General features: G+C 61.0%; 15 protein-coding genes. 2 read left to right on the top strand and 13 right to left on the bottom strand.

The window, feature by feature from the left end; translation table 11 throughout:
* Nucleotides 1–223 precede the first annotated feature (223 nt).
* Nucleotides 224–430, bottom strand: coding sequence for a hypothetical protein (locus HDC35_RS18060; protein ID WP_184648790.1), 207 nt, complete (start codon nt 428–430; stop codon nt 224–226).
* A 736-nt stretch (nt 431–1166) separates the two neighbouring features.
* Here HDC35_RS18060 and HDC35_RS18055 point away from each other — a divergent pair.
* Both HDC35_RS18055 and HDC35_RS18050 read left to right on the top strand, forming a co-directional pair.
* Nucleotides 1167–2228, top strand: coding sequence for an aminotransferase class V-fold PLP-dependent enzyme (locus HDC35_RS18055; RefSeq protein WP_184648789.1), 1062 nt, complete (start codon nt 1167–1169; stop codon nt 2226–2228).
* Nucleotides 2229–2447: 219 nt separating this feature from the next.
* Nucleotides 2448–4037: a S10 family serine carboxypeptidase-like protein gene (locus tag HDC35_RS18050; RefSeq protein WP_184648788.1), complete on the top strand. Its 1590-nt coding sequence runs from the start codon at nt 2448–2450 to the stop codon at nt 4035–4037.
* A 376-nt stretch (nt 4038–4413) separates the two neighbouring features.
* Here the strand turns inward: HDC35_RS18050 and HDC35_RS18045 are convergent, their stop codons facing one another.
* From HDC35_RS18045 to HDC35_RS17990, 12 genes are all read right to left on the bottom strand, one after another.
* Nucleotides 4414–6630, bottom strand: coding sequence for a prolyl oligopeptidase family serine peptidase (locus HDC35_RS18045; protein ID WP_184648787.1), 2217 nt, complete (start codon nt 6628–6630; stop codon nt 4414–4416).
* 440 nt (nt 6631–7070) lie between these two features.
* Nucleotides 7071–7850: an SDR family NAD(P)-dependent oxidoreductase gene (locus HDC35_RS18040; RefSeq protein WP_311770799.1), complete on the bottom strand. Its 780-nt coding sequence runs from the start codon at nt 7848–7850 to the stop codon at nt 7071–7073.
* Nucleotides 7847–8650, bottom strand: coding sequence for an enoyl-CoA hydratase/isomerase family protein (locus tag HDC35_RS18035; RefSeq protein WP_184648786.1), 804 nt, complete (start codon nt 8648–8650; stop codon nt 7847–7849). The genes HDC35_RS18040 and HDC35_RS18035 overlap by 4 nt, the downstream gene beginning before the upstream one ends.
* Nucleotides 8651–8721: 71 nt before the next feature.
* Nucleotides 8722–9795 carry a CaiB/BaiF CoA-transferase family protein gene (locus HDC35_RS18030; protein WP_184648785.1) on the bottom strand — a complete coding sequence of 358 codons (1074 nt, stop codon included), beginning with the start codon at nt 9793–9795 and terminating at the stop codon, nt 8722–8724.
* Between the two features lie 208 nt (nt 9796–10003).
* Nucleotides 10004–10765: an SDR family NAD(P)-dependent oxidoreductase gene (locus HDC35_RS18025; RefSeq protein WP_184648784.1), complete on the bottom strand. Its 762-nt coding sequence runs from the start codon at nt 10763–10765 to the stop codon at nt 10004–10006.
* A gap of 91 nt (nt 10766–10856) precedes the next feature.
* The gene (locus tag HDC35_RS18020) at nt 10857–11930 is read right to left on the bottom strand and encodes a serine hydrolase (protein WP_184648783.1); all 1074 of its coding nucleotides are present in this window, start codon (nt 11928–11930) and stop codon (nt 10857–10859) included.
* A 26-nt stretch (nt 11931–11956) separates the two neighbouring features.
* A complete protein-coding gene (locus HDC35_RS18015; RefSeq protein ID WP_184648782.1) occupies nt 11957–13540 on the bottom strand; it encodes an AMP-binding protein in 1584 nt (527 codons plus the stop codon).
* Nucleotides 13541–13542: 2 nt separating this feature from the next.
* Nucleotides 13543–14697 carry a thiolase family protein gene (locus tag HDC35_RS18010; RefSeq protein ID WP_184648781.1) on the bottom strand — a complete coding sequence of 385 codons (1155 nt, stop codon included), beginning with the start codon at nt 14695–14697 and terminating at the stop codon, nt 13543–13545.
* The gene (locus tag HDC35_RS18005; protein ID WP_184648780.1) at nt 14694–15125 is read right to left on the bottom strand and encodes a Zn-ribbon domain-containing OB-fold protein; all 432 of its coding nucleotides are present in this window, start codon (nt 15123–15125) and stop codon (nt 14694–14696) included. Before HDC35_RS18005 ends, HDC35_RS18010 begins: the two co-directional genes overlap by 4 nt.
* 52 nt (nt 15126–15177) lie before the next feature.
* Nucleotides 15178–16275, bottom strand: a complete 1098-nt coding sequence (locus HDC35_RS18000) for a DUF2817 domain-containing protein (RefSeq protein ID WP_184648779.1) — start codon at nt 16273–16275, stop codon at nt 15178–15180.
* Complete coding sequence (locus HDC35_RS17995) at nt 16269–17354, bottom strand: DUF2817 domain-containing protein (RefSeq protein WP_184648778.1); 1086 nt, start codon at nt 17352–17354, stop codon at nt 16269–16271. The genes HDC35_RS18000 and HDC35_RS17995 overlap by 7 nt, the downstream gene beginning before the upstream one ends.
* A 38-nt stretch (nt 17355–17392) precedes the next feature.
* On the bottom strand, nt 17393–18622 hold the full coding sequence (locus tag HDC35_RS17990; RefSeq protein ID WP_184648777.1) for an acetyl-CoA C-acetyltransferase: 1230 nt from the start codon (nt 18620–18622) through the stop codon (nt 17393–17395).
* Nucleotides 18623–18763 lie beyond the last annotated feature (141 nt).

Genomic DNA, 18763 nt, shown 5'->3' with positions numbered 1-18763 from the left:
ATGAGACGGAGCGAAAAGGCGTCGAACGAGCGACTCGCCCACCCGCACGCAGATGCTCACATCCAAAACGCGCTACCAGCGATCCGTGGCGCTGCCGTGCTCCGTCGCTGTGAGCGCTGATGCGTCCGGCTCAATCTCGCCGTCCTCGACGATTTGCCGCCGCGTCCATCACTCCATGCCTAGGACCAGACCGGAACGGCCAAGTCCGGCACAAAAATGGCAATCAATATTTTTGGCAGCCAGCCTCACCTCTGAGCGCCATGTCGAACCGGCGCCCCAATATCGTCTGCTCGATGCCGTCCAGGACGTAACGCGACATGAGCGCCTCCGGGGTCGTAAAATTCTCGGCGGCAACCCCTTCCAGCACGGCACGGGTTCCTGAAGGAAGTTCGATTGCGACGATATCCATCGTGTCTTTGGCGATGATCATGATGTCCTTCTTCTCATTTACCCCGTACGGTCGAAACCGACCCGAGGTGATATCCCCTCCGGCGAGGTCATCCTGTAGCAGAAGTCGGCGCGATCCGAGACGTTCGTTTGCGATGATGCTTCCCACCTATGCCCGTGAATTTCATATTGCTTTGGTGTCGCTTTGCCAGAGCAGCGATCGACAAATGGTCAGGCGCGACCTTCATGACTCCCGTCGACGGAACCGCTTCGGGCAAAACTGCGGAATGTCTTGGGGTGCCGCTCGCGGAGGGGTGACGAGCAAAAATGGACCGCGGGGCCTGGCGCTTCCGCCCGATCAGACGCTGAGAAGCCGAACCTCTTGCAAAGTATGCCCGCGACACTTAACAATGTGCTCCTCTGGACATTATGTCAGGAGCAGTCTGGCAGCCTTGGCGGTCGCCGATCGGTAATCAGACAGATTTTCTGGTGTTGGCTGGTTGAGGGCCGGCTGGTGCAGTCGCAGTCGACGGGGTTAGTTGATGACATTCGGTCTTTGGTCCTATGTTATCAGGCCGTGAAGTGGAGGCGATATGTTAACCAGGCGCGGGCTTCTTTACGCAGCGACAGCCGCGCCCTTAGGCGCATCTTCAGCCTTTCGCTCCGGCATCGCTGATGCGGGCGAGGGTGGAAAAACAAAGCTGCCGCTGCCCGATCGAACCGCCTTTTCGCATAAGGGCATTCACCTCAACGCCGCCTATACGCATGTTCTGCCAAATGTGGCGGCGAACGCCGGTTGGCGGCATCTGGACACCAGGCGAACAGACAGCTGGCACGATTATCCGGCTAACAATGACCGCGATGCAGCGGTGTCGGAATTTGCCTCTTTGATCGGCGCAGATCCACAGGAAGTCGCGGTCGTTCCAAGCACGAACGAGGGCGAGAATCTGATCGCGGACGCCCTCAATCTCGGGCCCGGGGCCGGCGTCGTCACGGACTCGTTTCACTATAGCGCTTCGCTCGCCATGTACGGGGAGCGGCACAAGCTCGGAATGCCATTGAGCGTCATCGCGCCGACGGGCGGTACGATCGACTATGACGCGCTTGAAACCGCGATCGTTCCTGGCACGCGGCTGGTAGCGATTACGCTTGTATCCAGCGTGACGGGACACACACATGACCTGCGCCGCGTATGCGAAATCGCGCATGCGCGCGGTGCGCTCGTCTTTGCCGATATCATCCAGGCGGCCGGGGCTTTTCCGATCGACGTTCGATCCTCTGGCGTCGATTTCTGCTGCGCCGGTGCCTATAAATGGTTGATGGGCGATTTCGGCACGGCGTTTCTCTATGTTCGCGCCGACCGACTGGCAGGATTGCGGCGCGTGCAGCTCGGCTGGCGCGGCGTTAAAAAATTCCAGATGCATGCCCTGCCAAGCCAGCCGCCCGGGCCCGCCGGCGGAGAGTGGGCGCTCGGAACCGATACGGCCAGCCTGTTCGAAGTCAGTACGCCGGCGTGGGGAAGTCTCACCATTGCCGTGGCCGCGATGAAATATATCAAGAGCATCGGTCTCGACCGGCTCGCGAAGCATCGGGCAGGACTGCTGGACCGCCTGCAGGAAGCTCTTCCGGACCTCGGCTATGCGGCGCTCACGCCCCGCGGCGCCGCCAGTCCTTTTGTCGTTTTCGAGAGGCCTGGATTGCGCGAACGGGTGCAGGCGAAACTCGCAGAGGCGCAAATTGCGGTCACTTTACAACCAGACAAGATCCGGATCGCGCCCTCGGTCCACAATGGCCGTGATGATATCGAGCAGCTTATCGACGTCCTTTCCAAGGCCGGTTGAAGGACAAACCTTGCTGCGAAACAGCTGATATTATGCGTACCGCGGGATGATGCCGAAGCCGAAGGCAGAGGGTGCCCTCGCCCCTTCCGGCAGCCCACGCTATGCGCATCGAAATCGACAAGAATGACTGAGGCCTGACAAAATATCCAATTAGACTTGACTGTCTAGCCTGAACTTGTCCTTATGGGCGGGTTCAGGAATGAGGCGAGGCAATAGCGAATGATGTTTTCCAGAAATCGATTGAACGCGCAGCCGCGCCTGGAATGCGACTTTGCCGCTGGACGCCAGGTGGTGGCGGCGCGTCGCAGACGGTTGGCCGGCCCGTTGGTCATGACTTGCCTGGCGATGCTTGGCGGCGAATTGGCCTTGGCGCAAACCTTGCCGGTCCGGACGATCGACCCGGTCGTTCAAGGTGACGAGCCGATCATCGTGACAAAGCACAAGATCGACACGCCGCGCGGTCCGCTCGCCTATGAAGCGCGAGCTGGTCGCCTTCCCATTCGAAATGAACAGACTGGTGAAGTGCGCGGGTACATGTTCTTTGTCGCCTATCATGCCGTCGGGCGTAAGGAAAATCGCCCCATCTCCTTCCTGTGGAATGGTGGCCCAACTGCCGCGTCGTGGAACTTCCATACGTTGGGAGCGGGCCCGAGAGTGCGAAGCGAGGGCGGTTTCGTGGACAATCCCGTCACATTGCTCGCGGACAGCGACCTGGTCTTCATGGATGCGATGGAAACCGGTTTCAGCCGTTTGGCGAAACCCGAGTTTGCTCCAGAATTTTTTCAGTTTCAGGGCGATGTCGCTTCGACGGTTGAGTTTATTCGCGCCTATCGGACGCGGTTCCGGGCGAATTCGCAGCCCCTGTATATCGGCGGGACGAGCTATGGCGTCTTTCGCGCAGCAGCCGTCGTCGATGAGCTTGGACAGCGTGGCGTGCCGGTTGCCGGAGCGTTGTTGATCTCGGGCGACATCCCCAACATTTCCCAACCGACGGAATTCTATAATGCGATGCATGTGCCCGCGCGCACGGCCACTGCATTCTTCTACAAAAAATTGCCGCCCGAACTCATGCGTGATCGCGCAGAGACGATGAGAGAGGCCCTCGACTGGGCGCGTAATGTCTATCAACCTGCGTTGGCGCGAATTGCACAATTGACCGACGCTGAGCGCGAGGCAGTCGCGCTTGCATTGGCGCGCTACACCGGCGTTTCACCCGAACTCGTCAACCGCAAGACATTGGTGGTTCCGGTCAATACCTATCTTGCGCAGTTCCTCGGGGGCGATCTGACCCGTCCTTTGAGCGATATCGACACACGCATTTCCGACGGCAGCGAAGATGTGTGGGCGGAAGGGCCGCTCGACGCCTATATGCGCGGCGAGCTGCAATATACGACCGACCTTACGTATCGCGGTATCGAACGCGGCTATATGCCGACGCCCGGACCGCCCGCCAAAACAACCCGGCAGCAATTTCACTACAACCAGCCGGGGATGACCGATGAAGCGATGCAGGATCTGATTGCAACCGGCGAAGTCACCAAGCTTGCCCAGTTGAATCCGCCGTGGATCGTCAATGCGCTGAAGCGGGACAAGTCGCTGCGCGTGCTCGTTATCACGGGCCGTTACGATCCGCTGAACATGTGCGAAGGCAATGAGATCGTGACCGCGACCCTTCCTTACGACCTTGCTCGACGCATCGAAAACCGATGCTATGAAGCGGGCCATATCGTCTACAGATATGATGAGCAGCGAGCCCAGCTGTCGCGCGACTTCGCAAAATTTGTTCGCGAGTCAGCCATCGAGAAATAGCTGGAATTCGCGGTGCTCCACGAGGTCAGATTTGTGGGGCGGAGCTGGGCACCTTGGACCAACTCTGACAACGTCACCAGCTCTATCGCTGGGCCGAGGCCGCAGCCGTCTTGCGCGCTGGCTTAACGGCCGCGCCGAGCGGAAAGCTCTCGTGTGACGGGCTGACGAACGCCTGATATCTGCGCGAAGCTTCTGCTCGAGCGGATCTTCTCCACCATATTAGGCCGCCGGCAGCGCCGTCTCGATGGCAAATCGCCACGGCCATTCTAAACGTCGCAAAGTCCGGCGCGGATCTATCCAATTAAAGGCGTATGCCTCGCGGCGCCGCCCAACGTCCGCGAACGACGTCGGGCGGCAGCGAAGATCGCGCGAAAGGCTATTTCATCAGGCTTTCGATAAAGAATGTGACCTGCGCGGCATGCTCTTTTGGATTGGCGAATTCGTTCGGGAAACCATGGCCGCCCGTGGGTCCTTCCAAAAGCAGCGAGTCCGCGCCGACGCTTTGCAGTTTTGCCGCGAAGCGGCGTCCATAGCCTGGCCCGACCTGTCCGTCCTCGGTCGACACCACGGTAAGGACATGCGGGTAATTCACGCCCGTGCGGATATTCTGGTAAGGAGAATAACCGAGCATGATTGACGCCTGCTTCGGATCTTTAGGATCGCCCGTCTCCGAGACCCCGCCGGCATCGATAATGCTGCCGTCGTCAACGCCGCGAAACAGGTCGGTGACGGGCACGCCAACAATAGACGCGCCGAACAGCTCGGGCTGTTGTGTGACCATATTTGCGGAGAGCAAGCCACCGAAAGAGCGGCCGAAGCTGCCGATCTTTCGTGGAGCGGTGAGACCCGATTTCACCATGTCCTCTGCAACGGCCGCGAAGTCGTCATACGACAGCTGCCGGTTGATGCCTTTCGCGGCATTTGTCCAAGCCGAACCACGTTCACCGCCACCTCGAATGGCCGCACGCGAGAACGCGCCACCGCGGTTTAGCCAGGAAACGAGCCCCAAGCCGAGATCCCCCGTGAAATAGCTTGGTTCCACATTGATTCCATAGCCGCCATAGCCGGCGAGAATGACGGGGGTCGGACCTGCTTGTCGTTCCTTCGGTCTGACGAGATAATAGTCGACCATCGTTCCGTCGCGGGACCGCGCCGAACGAATTTCCGTCACGAATTTTCTGGCGTCGACAACAGCCTTGCCTTTGAACAGCGCGGCGGGTTTGCGACCGGGCACCACGAGCTTGATTTCGGTCGGTGTCAGGAAACCCGTCTGCTCCACGATCAGGCCCGAGCCGAAGCGATCATAGCTAGGGATCGTCATCGCGACGCCGGGCGCGGCCGTAAGCGAACGCGTGATCGTCCACCCGCGCGCACTCGGCCGCGCAATGAGCAGTGTCTTTTGGAGATTGCGGGTCTCGACGAATGCCAACCCGTCTGCTGTTCCTGCAATGCCTTCGAACGGGTCGTTGACGTACGACCCGGCTTTAGGCGCAAACACCTCGGTGACTCGGCGGCCTGCGGGCTCGGTAGGATCATAGGATACAAGTGTGTCCGCCGCGTAGGTCCTGCCCTCAATCACGGCTGCATCCGCGAGCTGCACGACAAGCTTGCTGCCAGTCACGAAGGCGGTGCCGAAGTTTTGCATTTTGGTCGGAAGGTCGAGCCGCTCGACTGCGCCGTCCTGTCCCACGACAAGAAGTTCGAAGTTCGAATAGTCGAGCACGCGGTTCAGCAGAACTTGCTGGCTCGGCCCCGTTCCAATCGTCGTTGCGCTCACCATCGAGTCGGTAGATTTCGCAGAATAGACCGGCTTGGCCTCGGCAATCGGCGTTCCTCGCTTCCAGGCGACGATCGTTTGCGCAAAGCCGCTGTCCAAGCGGTCGCTGGGCTTGCCAATATAGCCGATCAGAATCGTGTCCGGATTGAGCCAGCCGAAGTCGCCACGGGTTGGCGGGCTGTGAAAACCTCCTTCAACGAACCGCCCCGCCGAAAAGTCGAACTCGCGATATTCCACCAGGGATGAGCCGCCATCACCAAAGGGAATAAGGCATCGGTCCTTCTGTGGCATGCACTGGACATTCAGGTTCAGGAACATGACCTCATAGCGTTTGCTCTCGCGTGCGTTCAGGGCATCGACGTCCAGCGCCAGACGCCAATCGATCGCCCCGCCCTTGGTGACAGCTGAGCGCGGTGCCACGTAAAAGGCACCGGCCCGATGTTCGCTGTTGCGCACGAAGCGGACGACCTTGTCTTGGAGAAGGTAATAGCTAGGCTTCGGCGAACTGGCAGCTCGCGCATCCCGGATTTCCGCCTCGACCTTCGCGAATTCCGAGCTGGCGGTCAGACGCTTCATGGTCTTTTTGGATTGCTCGGCCGCCCATTCCAACGCCTTTGGATCGCGCGCATTTGCTAGCCACGTAAACTGGTCTGGTGCGGCCGGGTCTTCCGCGCCCGGATCAAATGCCCAGGATGCTGTCGGCGACAGAGCAAGGACCGAAGCGGCAAACAAGGAACCCGTCAAGCCGCGAGAATAGGAGTATCGCCCCTCTGCGCTGATCGTGCGCCTCGCGTTTTGGTTTGTCGCACCCTGCATAAATATTCTCCTGTCCCCATGCGCTGAACTGCCCATATGACAATTCGTCCAGAATATCATAATGTCAACAGATTCGTGCGGACGCCGGCGCTGCCGCTCCGATCCGCAGCGCCTTATTGGGGGGGGGCGCACATTGCAGCCCGTCGATGGACATTGCTTGATCGGCACAAGGATTTCGGAGGAAGCGAAGGTGTCCTCGCCGACGCGGGGTGCGATTGCATCCCCGAATGGCCCGAGGGGCGCCCTCCTAAAAAGTGGAGGAAGATGCGAGCCGAATCCCGGCTCGATGGGATCACTAGCAACTCCCCATCGATCTTCGCCAGCAGGTTATCATGCCATTCGTGATCCTTTGCAGCAGGTCACCGGAAAGCTGATCAAGCCGCGCACGCTGCGTTTGCGGGGCCCGGCTAGGTTCTGCTCCCGACTGCACCAGTCCGCATTTAACAACTCGGTCCGCCGGGGCGCGATGCTGGACCAGCCGCTCCAAAGGCCTGCCAACCACCGTCCACCGGCAGAACTGCGCCGGTGATGTAACTTGCAGAGTCAGAACAAAGAAAAGCGACAACGCGACCTACCTCCTCCGCGCTTCCGAGGCGCCCCATGGGAATTCTTGCGGCCAGTGCATCGGAATCTTCGGAATTTCTGATCATCACATCGAGCATGGGTGCCTCGATCAGGCCTGGGGCCACCGCATTGACGCGAACTCTGCGCCGCGCGAGCTCGGTCGCTAGCGTCTTCGTCAGCATCACGACCGCAGCCTTCGATACGCCGTAAGCGTGCGAAGCCGGAAATCCTACGAGGCCCGCAACCGAGGCCACGTTGACGATGCATCCGCCCCGCATCACGGCCGCGGCAGCCTGACTCATCAAAAATGCGCCTTTCAGATTGACGTCGATAACATGCTGCCAATCTTCGGAGCTTAAATCCGCAAGAGGAACCAGCGGCGCCGCGACCCCGGCGTTGTTGACCAGGAAATCCAGATCGTGCCCACGATCAACCACGCCGGCAACAATGGGATGGGCTGCGGCCTCGCTCGTCACATTTCCCGGCACGGCGAAGCAATCGCCCCCAAGCTGCGCGGCGGCCTCTTCAGCTGGCACGGCATCAAGGTCGTTTACTGCAACCGTGGCGCCAGCTTCGGCGAGCATCCGTGCAATTCCGAAGCCGATCCCGCGTGCGGCGCCAGTCACCAGCGCGGTTCGTCCCGACAAGTCTATCACGACGGGCGCTCTGGTCCGAAGCGCGGTGGACGCTTTTCGCGAAAGGCCAACAACGCTTCACGATGGTCGTCGGAAATATTGGTCAGGCTTTCGTAGCCGAGGCCCACGTCCATAATCGATGCGGCGAGTTGTCGCAGCGCGACATTCATCGTCAACTTCGAATAACGAATGGCCTGCTGGGCACCCGACGCGAGCCGATCCGCAAACGCATCGACGCGTTGATCGAGTTCGTCATCATGTACGGCGTGATTGACGAGGCCCATTTGAGCTGCAGCAGGCGCCAGGATGCGGTCGCCCGTCAGAAGATATTCTTTCGCCCTGGCAAACCCGATGAGCTGCGGCCAGATGACCGCGCCTCCGTCTCCGGCCACCATGCCGACAGACACATGGGGATCCGAAATATAGGTGGACTGGGCCATGAAGCTGATGTCGCAGAACAGCGCGATCGTGGCGCCTAGACCGACAGCCGGACCATTGATCCGTGCAATCACCGGCTTTTCGCAATCGATGAGCCCAAATATGATTTGCCGCGCTTCGCGGACAGTCACCTCGAAGCGAGCTGGCTCGTCGTAGCCATCCTGTTGCCAGTTCATGTCTCCACCCGCACTGAACGCGCGCCCCGCTCCGGTCAGGATGATGATGTCGCTGCCGGGATCATGACTTGCGAAATCGATGGCCTTCGGAAGTTCCCTGTGGAGCGCCGCATCGAAAGCGTTGAGCTTGTCGGGCCGATTCAGCATGATCGTCAGAATTCGGCCGCGACGCGACATCTCGATTGTCTCGAACTCGGGAAGTATCATGTCAGCTCCTCCAATAACCTCGGTAATCGAACGCCAGGCTGGCTGCTAACGCTTCGTATCTGGGCGACAATTCACTGCGTAGGCCATCGGGCAATCGCTTCTCGCCCGTCCGGCTGCGCCGCGCGAACAGTGCCGGGCGTTCGCGAAAATCGTGGAGCCGACGCCGCCTGGACGAGGCCGTCGGCCTCTACATAGGTTTCTCGCGCGGCGAGATGCGGATGGCTGGGCGCTGAAGACAGTTCAATGACGGGCGCGAAGCAGGCATCGCTCCCCTCCAGCATCGCACACCACTCGGCGACCGTCCGCGTGGCGAATAGATCGGCCAATCGGTCCGACCGCCCGGCCCAGCCGCTTTCATCATTTTGCTGATCCAGAAGATCGGAAGGCGCGCCGCTCAATGCGATGAGCTCACGGTAAAATTGCGGCTCGAGCGCGCCGACCGCGATCTCGCCGCCGTCGGCGCAACGATAGCAGCGGTAAAAGGGTGACGCCCCGGCCAGCAAGTTGCTATCACGCGCCATCGAGATGCGGCCGTCGGGCAGCAGACCGGCGAACATCGTCATCAACGACGTCACGCCATCGACGATAGCCGCATCTATGATTTGTCCTCGTCCGGACGACTGACGTTCCCACAGCGCGGCCATGATCCCGAACGCAAGGAACATCGATCCGCCGCCAAAATCACCGACAAGGTTGAGCGGCGGCATCGCCGGTTGTCCGGCGGTGCCCATAGCGGCGAGCGCGCCCGTAACGGCGATGTAATTGATATCGTGGCCCGCCGCTTGCGCCAGCGGGCCTGATTGGCCCCAGCCGGTCATCCGGCCGTAGACAAGCCTCGGATTACGCTCGCACAGGATGTCGGGCCCAAAACCGAGCCTTTCCATGACGCCGGGCCGAAATCCTTCGATCAGGACGTCAGCCTTGTCTGCGGCCTCGTAGCAAAAGGCGCGTCCCTCTTCCGATCGAATGTCTATCGTCACGGTTGATCGGCCGCGATCGACAACGGGATTGGGCCAGCCATTCCCACCCGGCCGGTCGATCCGCACGACTTCGGCGCCCAAATCGGCAAGCAGCATGCCGCAATGCGGTCCGGGCCCGATGCCGGCGAATTCGAGGACGCGAAGGCCGGCGAGCGGACCGCTCATCGGCCAGTGCCTTCGATATCATCAAAGCGCTGGACCACACTCGCTGAGGTCGCATTGCAAAAGGTCGAGATGGTTGAGACGTTCACACACTGGCTTTCCGAGACTGGCCACTTTCCGCAGATGATCACTTACCCAGGTGAGGCATCGACTTCAGCTTCGGGCATGCGAAGGCGCGCGCCAAAATTGTGCCGTCTGATGCAGCCCTGGCTTATCGTGGCGCCATCCTGATAGCACCGTCGAGCCGGATCACTTCGCCGTTGAGCATGGGATTGCGAATGATGCTCTCCACCAGTAGCCCATATTCGGATGGCTTGCCGAGACGCGAGGGATGCGGGACCTGCGTGCCCAGGGAATCCTGTACGTTCTGCGGCAGCCCTTCGACCATCGGGGTCAGGAAAATTCCGGGCGCGATCGTCACCACCCGTATCTTGTGCTGCGCGAGATCGCGCGCGATCGGCAGCGTCATCCCGACAATGCCGCCTTTAGAGGCGGCATAAGCAACTTGTCCGATCTGGCCGTCGAACGCGGCGACGGACGCAGTGTTCACGATGACGCCACGCTCCCCGTCGATTTCGTCGGCGGCCGCCGCGCGTGCGGCGAATTTCGAAATCGTGTTGAACGTGCCGATCAGGTTCACCTCGATCGTACGGCGATAGGCATCGAGCGTATGCGGCACGAATTCCTTGCCGACCGTCTTCATGATCTGCGACACGCCCGCGCAATTAACGAGAATGCGGGCGACTCCATGCGCGCGCTCGCCAACGTCCAGACCCGCAGTCACGCTCGCGTCGTCGGCGACATCCACCTTGACGAAGACGCCGCCGATTTCGCCGGCCGCCTTATGTCCAACCTGCTCATTAAGGTCGAACAGGGTGACTTGCGCGCCTTCGGCCGCAAGCTTCTTGGCAGTAGCGAAGCCCAAACCTGAGGCGCCGCCCGTGACGATGGCGGCGAGACCCTTGATGTCCATTTCTATCTCCTAAAGATGATGAGTATTCCGACGCGGCCGGAGAACGCAGGAATTGAGCTCCGCGCATCGAATTGGGTGCCGGACCGACCGGTCAGACGGCCTGATAATGGGCGGCGATCTCGTCCATAAAGCCGAGGTCGATCTCGTCGCCGGTCACGGGGGCGAGTTGTTCAGGAAAAGCGCCGATGAGGTTGGTGAGGAGGACGACTGTAACGCCACTCGGATAGAAAGCCATCTGCGCCTTCGAGCCACCCGCGGGCGCAGAAAGGCGACCCGCCGCGCTCCGGCCGACAAGCCACCCGATACCCCATATCCCGGGTCGGCCATCAAATAGGGTGACGCCCGTACGCATCGTTTCGATATTCACCGGATTGGACAGGAGCGAACCATTTTGAAGCGCTATGGCCCAGTTTGCCAGGTCCTCTGCGGTACTATGCAGACCGGCGGCGGTACGCAATATCGGGTGCCAGTTAAGATGACTGTTGGACATCCTGCCCGAGGGTTTGCCGTTGACGTCCGTATTCATGTAGGTGTTGGCGCGGTTCGCGATGACGTCATAGTCGTTGAAGTAAAGTGTGTTCGGCATCCCGGCCACCGCGAACTGGCGTTCGGCGATAAACTCCTCGAAGGGTTTGCCGGCGAGGCGTTCGATAATTCTGCCCAACAGCGCAAAATTGGTCTGAGTGTAGCTGTATCCTTCGCCGACTGGATACTCCATTGGCGCCGAGTAGACGGCCTTCCAGGCGCCCTCGACCGTGCCATCCCCAATCAGGGCGGTCGAATTATCCGCCGTATAGACCATGATTTCCGGCACCCCCGAGGAGAGAGTCGCGAGATGAAGAACCGTAACGTTGCTCCACGCTTCAGGAAGATCGTCGAGATAGCTGTTGATCGGCGCGGAAAGATCGAGAAGCCCCGCTTCCACTAACTGCATCAGCGCGACACCCGTGAATGCCTTCGCCATGGAGTTGATCGAAAAGATCGACTTATGCGTTGCGGGAACCTCATGTTCGACATTCGCGTGTCCGAAAACGTCGAGCATTTCGATAGCTCCGTTGTTGACCACCGCCACCTGGAGGCCCGGGATAGACCGCCTATCCATGAGTTCGAGAAGATAATCTCGTACCGGGGCAGGCGCGGTTGCGCGCGAGAGAGGTTCGCTCATGGGATTCTCCTTATAAAACGGCGGCATCAAGCCGGCGAAGCCTCCTGCGAAAACATGAGCCGCAAGGCCTTCTTGTCGGGCTTGCCGACCGCGGTCAGCGGGATTTGGTCGAGAAACTCAACGCGCTTGGGCGCTTGGACCGCACCTTTTCGCTCGCGGACATAGGCGATCAGGTCCGAGGCTTCGACATCGCCATCGCGGCGAACAATGGCTGCGACAACAATTTCGCCCCACCGGTCGTCGGGCAGACCAAAGACACTGGCCGCTGCGACCGCAGGATGGGTTTCCAGCACGTCCTCGACCGCCCGCGGAAAGACGTTGAAGCCGCCGGTGATGACCAGGTCCTTCGCCCTGTCGACGAGCCTGAGGAATCCGTCGCCATCTCGGATCGCGATATCACCCGTATGAAGCCAGCCGCCCCGAAACGCCTCCGCTGTCTCCTTCGGTCGATTCAGATAGCCGCTCATCAAGAGAGGCCCCCGCACGCAGAGTTCGCCCGGTTCGCCATCGGGCACCTCGTTCCCGTCGGGATCGAGAAGTCGCACGGCCATTTCCGGTACGGGGCGTCCGCACGAACCCAGTCGCTCGTCCGATGTCAGGTCATGCTCGTCGCGGCGCATCACGGTGACCGTCGTGATCGCCTCGGCCTGACCGTAGAACTGAAAGAAGATCGGCCCGAAATGCGCAATGGCTTCGCGAAGACGCGCAGGCGATATCGGTGATGCTCCATAGAAGATGGTTTCGAGGCTCGATACGTCGAATTCGCTCAGGCGGGGATGATCGAGTATCATACCGATCATGGTCGGAACCATGAGCATGCACGTGATCCGTTCGCTCTCAATGAGAGATAGCACCCGGATCGGGTCGAAACCGCTCTCAACGAAGAGGCAGCCTCCGCGCGCAACGGTCGGCGTGAAGCAAACCGCCCCGACGTGGCTGAGCGGCGCAACCAGCAACTGCCGGATTTCGTCGGGCCATTCCCAGTCGGCAAGCTCGATGCCGTACATGGTCGACATGGCACGATAGCTTGATTGAGCGGCTTTCGGGACACCCGTGGTGCCGCCAGTGTATACAATCCGGCAAATCGCTTCGGGATCGATCGGCCGAAGTTCGATCCGGACGGCCTCTTCACGTTGCGCCCGGCCGACGAGATCATGCTCGCTGCCACCACCCAACGTAAATATACGCACCGAGCGGCGGGACAGGCGGGCGGCAGTTTCGATTTCCTGTCGCCGTGCCGCGTCGACGATAATGATATCGATCTCCGCGTCGCTGATCATATAGGCAAAGTCCGACGGCGCGCCCAAGGGATGCAGCGGCGTAAAAACGCCGCCGAGCACGCTGACGGCCTGTTGAATGAAGAGCACGCCAACACTGTTCCCGGCGAGCAAGGCTACACGAACGCCGAGGGAGACTCCTTCCTTCTCGAGCACCGCCGCGTACCGAGCAATCTCGCCTTCAATCGCCGCTCCCGTGTAAGTCTTGCCATCTGCCGCGCGCAACAGGACCGTATCGGCATGGGTCCGAAGCCCCCTCACTGTAAGGTCATTCAGATGCTCGAAAGTGCGGCCCGAGCAGTGCGCGCGCGCGACTTCGATAGGGTCGGTCATGATCAGACCCGCTCGAGGATATGGACTGCGGAAGCCGAACCATAGTCGGTCATGCCGCCGACGATATGCGCGAGGCCAATGCGCGCTCCCTCGACCTGACGCTGACCTGCCTCGTCGCGAAGGTGCAGGCAGATTTCGTAGAGGTTGGCTATTCCGGTGGCGCCCAGCGGATGTCCCTTTGACAGCAATCCGCCGGAGACGTTGACGGGCAGCCGGCCGCCCAGCGCAGTCTCGCCGCTGTCGATAAGAGCGCCGCTCTCCCCCTTCCCGCAGAGCCCCAGGTTCTCGTAATGGAGGAGCTCGGCGGTAGCGAAACAGTCGTGAAGTTCGATCAGATCGATGTCCTCGACACCAAGTCCCGCCGCCTCATAGGCCTGCTTGGCAGTTTCGCGCGTGACCTCGTTAAAGTCGGTCAGCCCGTCCTCCATGTCAGTAAACACGCTGGCGAGCATGGCGGCCGCGCGGACCCGTACCGCCCGGTTCATGAGGCCGTGCCGCCGCGCGAAGGCCTCGCTGGTGACGATCGCCGCGGCAGCGCCATCGACATTGATCGAACACATTAGCTTGGTGTTCGGATAGGCAATCATCTCTGACGCCATGACTTCCTCAAGCGGTGTCTCGCGGCGGATAAATGCCTTCTCGTTCAGCGTCGCGTGGTGATGGTTCTTCACCGAGACTTTGGCAAACTGCTCAAAGGTCGTTCCATATTCCGCACTGTGTATCACGCCAGCCTGCGAGAACAGGCACGGGGTCGTGATGGTTCCTATGGCGCCTTCTTCCTGAAAGTCCGCCGGCCGGCCGGGCATGACGATCAGTCCGCGGTCCATTTTTTCGACGCCCACCGCAAGCGCCACGTCATGGCGCCCGCTTGCGACTGCGAGAACCGCCTCGCGAAACGCGGCAGCGCCGGTCGCGCAGCCATTCACCACATTCAGGACCGGCATCATCCTTTGGCCGATCCGGCGCAGGATTCGCTGTCCGGGAAACGCGGTCGCCTGGAGCGCGCTACCGCAGTAAAATGCCTGAACGTCATGGATTGTCAGACCAGCATCGGCGAGCGCCATCAACGCCGCTTCGGCGCCAATATCCTCAAGGCTACGATCGGGAAAGCGTCCGAACGGAATCATGTCGATCCCGGCAATCACCGCGCCGCTCATGCTGCGGCCTCCAGCGGCCGGAAGACTTGGGAATAGAAGGCGCGGCCCAGCGCGTCGCGCTGGCCAGTATCTTCGACGCATATACGCACCGGTCGACCCACTTCTGCGACCGGGTCGGAAGGAATCGGACCGCGAAGCGTGCCGCGCACGACCCCACCTCCATCGATATCGATCACCGCCGCGATAAAGGGAACCGGAACGCCAGGATAGCTGCGATGGACGACGGTGCAGGTCCGTATGCGTCCCTTGTCGGACAGGCGGACTTGGGTGACGCTGTCGTTGGCGCCGCAAGCGGCGCATGCAACACGGCGACCAAGCAACGTCGCACCGCATTTGGCGCAGCGGCTACCGACAAGATGGTGATCACCGTCGCGGTCTATGATCACATAGGGTACTGCGGCGATGGGTTCTGCGATCGGATCGCTCATTGCTCTCTCCTTAAAATCAATTCGTCTATTCCGTCGCGTTTTCCGCGTCGTCTCACCAAGCCTGCAAGCCACGCAGCGCGCGCATCTGGGCGTCGAGTCCGTTTTCCAGAGCCTTCGTGCGCCACTCGGGATCTTCGGGATTCAGCCGGTCCATCATGATCCGGCGCATTTCTTCGCGCGGCATCGATGTGCGTCCGCGCCCGAACTTCAGCCAGCGATCCATGCGGATCGCATCACCCACCGCGATATTATCGTAGGTCCCGACCTCGATCAGCACGCCCGCCCACTCCGCTGCTGGCGCCGTGGAAGGGAGCCATGCAGAGAAAAGGCCTTCATAGGTAGGCACCTCGCCCCCGGTCACTTCGAACGTCGCCGCAAACGACGCGCGGGCTTCGTCGCCCATCCAGTGGAAGACCCGCTCGTATCCCGGAGAGCCGGCCAAGAGGCTGCACAAATGGCTGAGCTCGCCGAATTTTCCGAGACCGGTGTGCCATTCGATGAAGGCAATTTTTTTCGCTTTCGCGAATATCTGCGGCAGAAGTTCGGCAACAACCGTTCGCGACCAGGACGGACCCGTGCCGACAAAGTTAAGTCCCGTCGGCTCTATGGCTTGTCCCCCGGCGAGCACCGTGACCATCCGCTTGAAGCCATGGTCGGCAACGACCTTATCGCGAACCCCGCTCCAGTCGATCGTTTCTTCGGTCCAATCGTCAGGGCACATCGCGCGAAACAGCACGGGATAGAGCTCATCCTCCACGAGGTTCAACGCACCCTCGGTAAAGTTGCGATTGAGGTCGATATTCGCCTCGTCGGTGCGCGACAGATGCGAAAATCCCCAAGGGTTGAGCGCGTGAAGCGCCACGACGTTAACGCCGTCCGGGATTACAAGGTCGCGCAGGAAGGCGATCTGGAGCGCTGAGCCGAGAAAGCCTTCCTGCCCGTGCGTTCCCGAAACGAGAAACAGAGTCTTTTCCGCATCGGGATCGCCGAAGGTCGCGATATCGATCGCGAGCTCCTCGCCCTCAGCTCCGCGCTCGGTCGGGTGAACCGCCGAACTGACCATCGCGCCGCGCTCTGCGGCGAGCAGGAGAAATTTCCGCCGCGCCACCGCATAGGTTTCGCTGAAAGCCGGTTCGGGCGCGATTACCACCGCTGCAGTCCTTCAAGGAAGCTCTGCTGTGCGGCCAGTCCGTTCTTGAGCGCAGCCGCGCGCCAGTCGGGCGCCGTGGGGTAGAGCTTGTCCATCATCTTTTCCCGCATTTGCTCGCGCGAAAGATAGGAGCGTCCCTTGCCGAACTTCAGCCAGCGATCGATGCGGATGCCGTCCATGACCTCGACGACACCATAGGTCCCGGCCTCCATCACCATGCCGGCCCACTCGGCCTGCGGCGCGACGGTCGGCAGCCAGGCGGAAAACCAGCCGCGATAGTCGGGCGTCACACCATCGAAATCGCCCATCCCCTTTGTCCAGGTCGACCGCGCATCGTCCCCGAGCCAGTCGAACATGCGCTCATAACCCGGAGAGCCCGCCTCCATCATCGGGATGTGGCTGAGTTCGCCAAAGTCGCCGAGGCCGGTGTGCCATTCGATGAAGGCGATCTTCTTCGCCTTGGCGAAGAGTTTCGGCAGCAAGTCCTCGACCACCGAGCGCGACCAGGAGGGGCCCGTGCCGATATAATTCATGCCGGTGGGCTCGATGATCTGGCCGCCGCCGGCGGCCGAGACTAGGCGCTTCGCGCCATATTTGCGCGTCAATTCGTCGCGCACGCCGCTCCAGTCGGTCGTCTCCTCGGTCCAGTCGTCCGGGCAGAGCGCGCGGAAAAGCGGCGGATAAATTTCGTCTCTATTGGACGCGACGCCATAGTCGGTGAAATTTCGATTTACGTCGATATTCTCGTTATCCGTTCTCGAGAGATGCGAGAACCCCCATGGATTGAGGCCGTGCAGCGCGATAATGTTGATGCCCTCGGGTATGTCGAGGTCGCGCAGGAACTCAATCTGCAGTGCGGAGCCATAATAGCCCTCCTGCCCGTGGGTCCCCGAAACGAGAAACAGCGTCTTCTCCGCGTCGGGATCGCCGAAGATGGCGATGTCGATTGCCAACTCCTCGCCCTCTACGCCCCGCTCGCTTGGATGCACGGCCGTGATGACTTTCGCGTCGCGCGTCGACGCGATCGACAGGAATTTCTGGCGGGCTTCGGCATAGGTTTTGCTATAACTGTCGGACATCGCTTCTCTCCAAATTCGCCCCGATACCCCGCTCGGATTCAAATACGCTCGATGATGGCGGCGGGAGCCATACCGCCCCCGGTGCAGAGGCTTACGAGTCCCGTCGCCAGATCGCGTCGCTCGAGTTCGTCGAGAACGGTGCCAACCAGCATGGCACCGGTGGCACCGATCGGGTGACCCAGCGCGATGGCCCCGCCGACCACATTCACCTTGTCATGATCGATACCAAGTTCGCGCATGAAGATCATCGGCACGATCGCGAAGGCTTCATTGATCTCGTACAGGTCGATGTCGTCGACGGCCATCCCGGCCGAATTGAGCGCCTTTTGTGCGGCCGGTGCGGGCGCATTGAGCATCAGTTCAGGCGATCCGCCCGCTGTCGCGATAGCCCGGATGCGGGCCCTCGGCTTGAGACCGTTGGCGCGGGCATAGTCGGGCGAGGCCAGAACAACCGCACCTGCACCATCGACGATGCCAGAGGAATTGCCGCCGTGGTGGACGTGGCTGATTTCGACGCCGCCATAGTCGCGCTCGACCAGTTGGCGATAGGTCAGCCCCGTCGCGTCAAGCGGAGCGTCGAGCATGCCGTCGAACGCGGGCTTGAGGCTGGCGAGGCGCTCCATTGTCGTACCCGGCCGATTATATTCCTCCCGGTCGAGCGCTACGCTGCCGTCCGCATGCAGAACCGGAATGGTGCTGCGCGCGAAGGCGCCCGCGTCGATTGCATCGGCCGCGCGCCGTTGGCTTTCAAGCGCGAAGCTGTCGAGCTCCTCGCGACTGATCCCCTCCATCGTGGCGATAAGATCCGCGCAAATTCCTTGGTGCGTCTGCGCGTGCCTGGCGCGAAGCTGGACATTTCCGCAATCGAACAGTGTCGGCTGCGACACCGATGGCGTGCCCGACATCTGCTCGACGCCGCCCCCGATCACGAGGTCCTGCGCACCTGACCAGATACCCATGACCGCCTGGTTCACTGCGGTCAGGCCCGAACCGCAGTAGCGATTGACGGTGAAGCCCGGCGGCTCGCTCCCCCATCCCGCATCGAGTACGGCCTGCCGCGCAATGCAGCCCCCCTGGCCTTCGGTTTGCGAAAAGCAGCCGATGATCACGTCGTCGATGTCGGTCGTCTTCAGTCCATTGCGCTCGCCGAGCGCTTTCAGGACGGTCGACAATATCCGCTGCGGGTGCACCGCGGCCAGCGAGCCCTTGTCAGCGCGTCCGATACCACGTGGCGTGCGCGCCGCATCGATAATCCAAGCCTCACGCATTCATCGCTCCCAATTCGCCCGTGTCTGATCGACAGGACTGGCCGGAGCGCCGGGCGCGCTCCGCCGTCCGAATTTCCCGAAGAGGCACTCACCTATCCGCGGCCGTGCAGCGGCTATTCGTCTTCCGCCGCTTGCGCGCCG

The sequence above is a fragment of the Sphingopyxis sp. JAI128 genome (assembly GCF_014207235.1).
Classification (GTDB): domain Bacteria; phylum Pseudomonadota; class Alphaproteobacteria; order Sphingomonadales; family Sphingomonadaceae; genus Sphingopyxis.
This window is presented reverse-complemented; position numbering and strand designations above follow the sequence as displayed.

Excerpts from the sequence above, each read along its gene's own strand:
- HDC35_RS18060 (WP_184648790.1), bottom strand. The coding sequence starts at position 430 with ATGATCATCGCCAAAGACACGATGGATATCGTCGCAATCGAACTTCCT.
- HDC35_RS18050 (WP_184648788.1), top strand. The coding sequence starts at position 2,448 with ATGATGTTTTCCAGAAATCGATTGAACGCGCAGCCGCGCCTGGAATGC.
- HDC35_RS18045 (WP_184648787.1), bottom strand. The coding sequence starts at position 6,630 with ATGCAGGGTGCGACAAACCAAAACGCGAGGCGCACGATCAGCGCAGAG.
- HDC35_RS18035 (WP_184648786.1), bottom strand. The coding sequence starts at position 8,650 with ATGATACTTCCCGAGTTCGAGACAATCGAGATGTCGCGTCGCGGCCGA.
- HDC35_RS18030 (WP_184648785.1), bottom strand. The coding sequence starts at position 9,795 with ATGAGCGGTCCGCTCGCCGGCCTTCGCGTCCTCGAATTCGCCGGCATC.
- HDC35_RS18025 (WP_184648784.1), bottom strand. The coding sequence starts at position 10,765 with ATGGACATCAAGGGTCTCGCCGCCATCGTCACGGGCGGCGCCTCAGGT.
- HDC35_RS18020 (WP_184648783.1), bottom strand. The coding sequence starts at position 11,930 with ATGAGCGAACCTCTCTCGCGCGCAACCGCGCCTGCCCCGGTACGAGAT.
- HDC35_RS18015 (WP_184648782.1), bottom strand. The coding sequence starts at position 13,540 with ATGACCGACCCTATCGAAGTCGCGCGCGCGCACTGCTCGGGCCGCACT.
- HDC35_RS18010 (WP_184648781.1), bottom strand. The coding sequence starts at position 14,697 with ATGAGCGGCGCGGTGATTGCCGGGATCGACATGATTCCGTTCGGACGC.
- HDC35_RS18005 (WP_184648780.1), bottom strand. The coding sequence starts at position 15,125 with ATGAGCGATCCGATCGCAGAACCCATCGCCGCAGTACCCTATGTGATC.
- HDC35_RS17995 (WP_184648778.1), bottom strand. The coding sequence starts at position 17,354 with ATGTCCGACAGTTATAGCAAAACCTATGCCGAAGCCCGCCAGAAATTC.
- HDC35_RS17990 (WP_184648777.1), bottom strand. The coding sequence starts at position 18,622 with ATGCGTGAGGCTTGGATTATCGATGCGGCGCGCACGCCACGTGGTATC.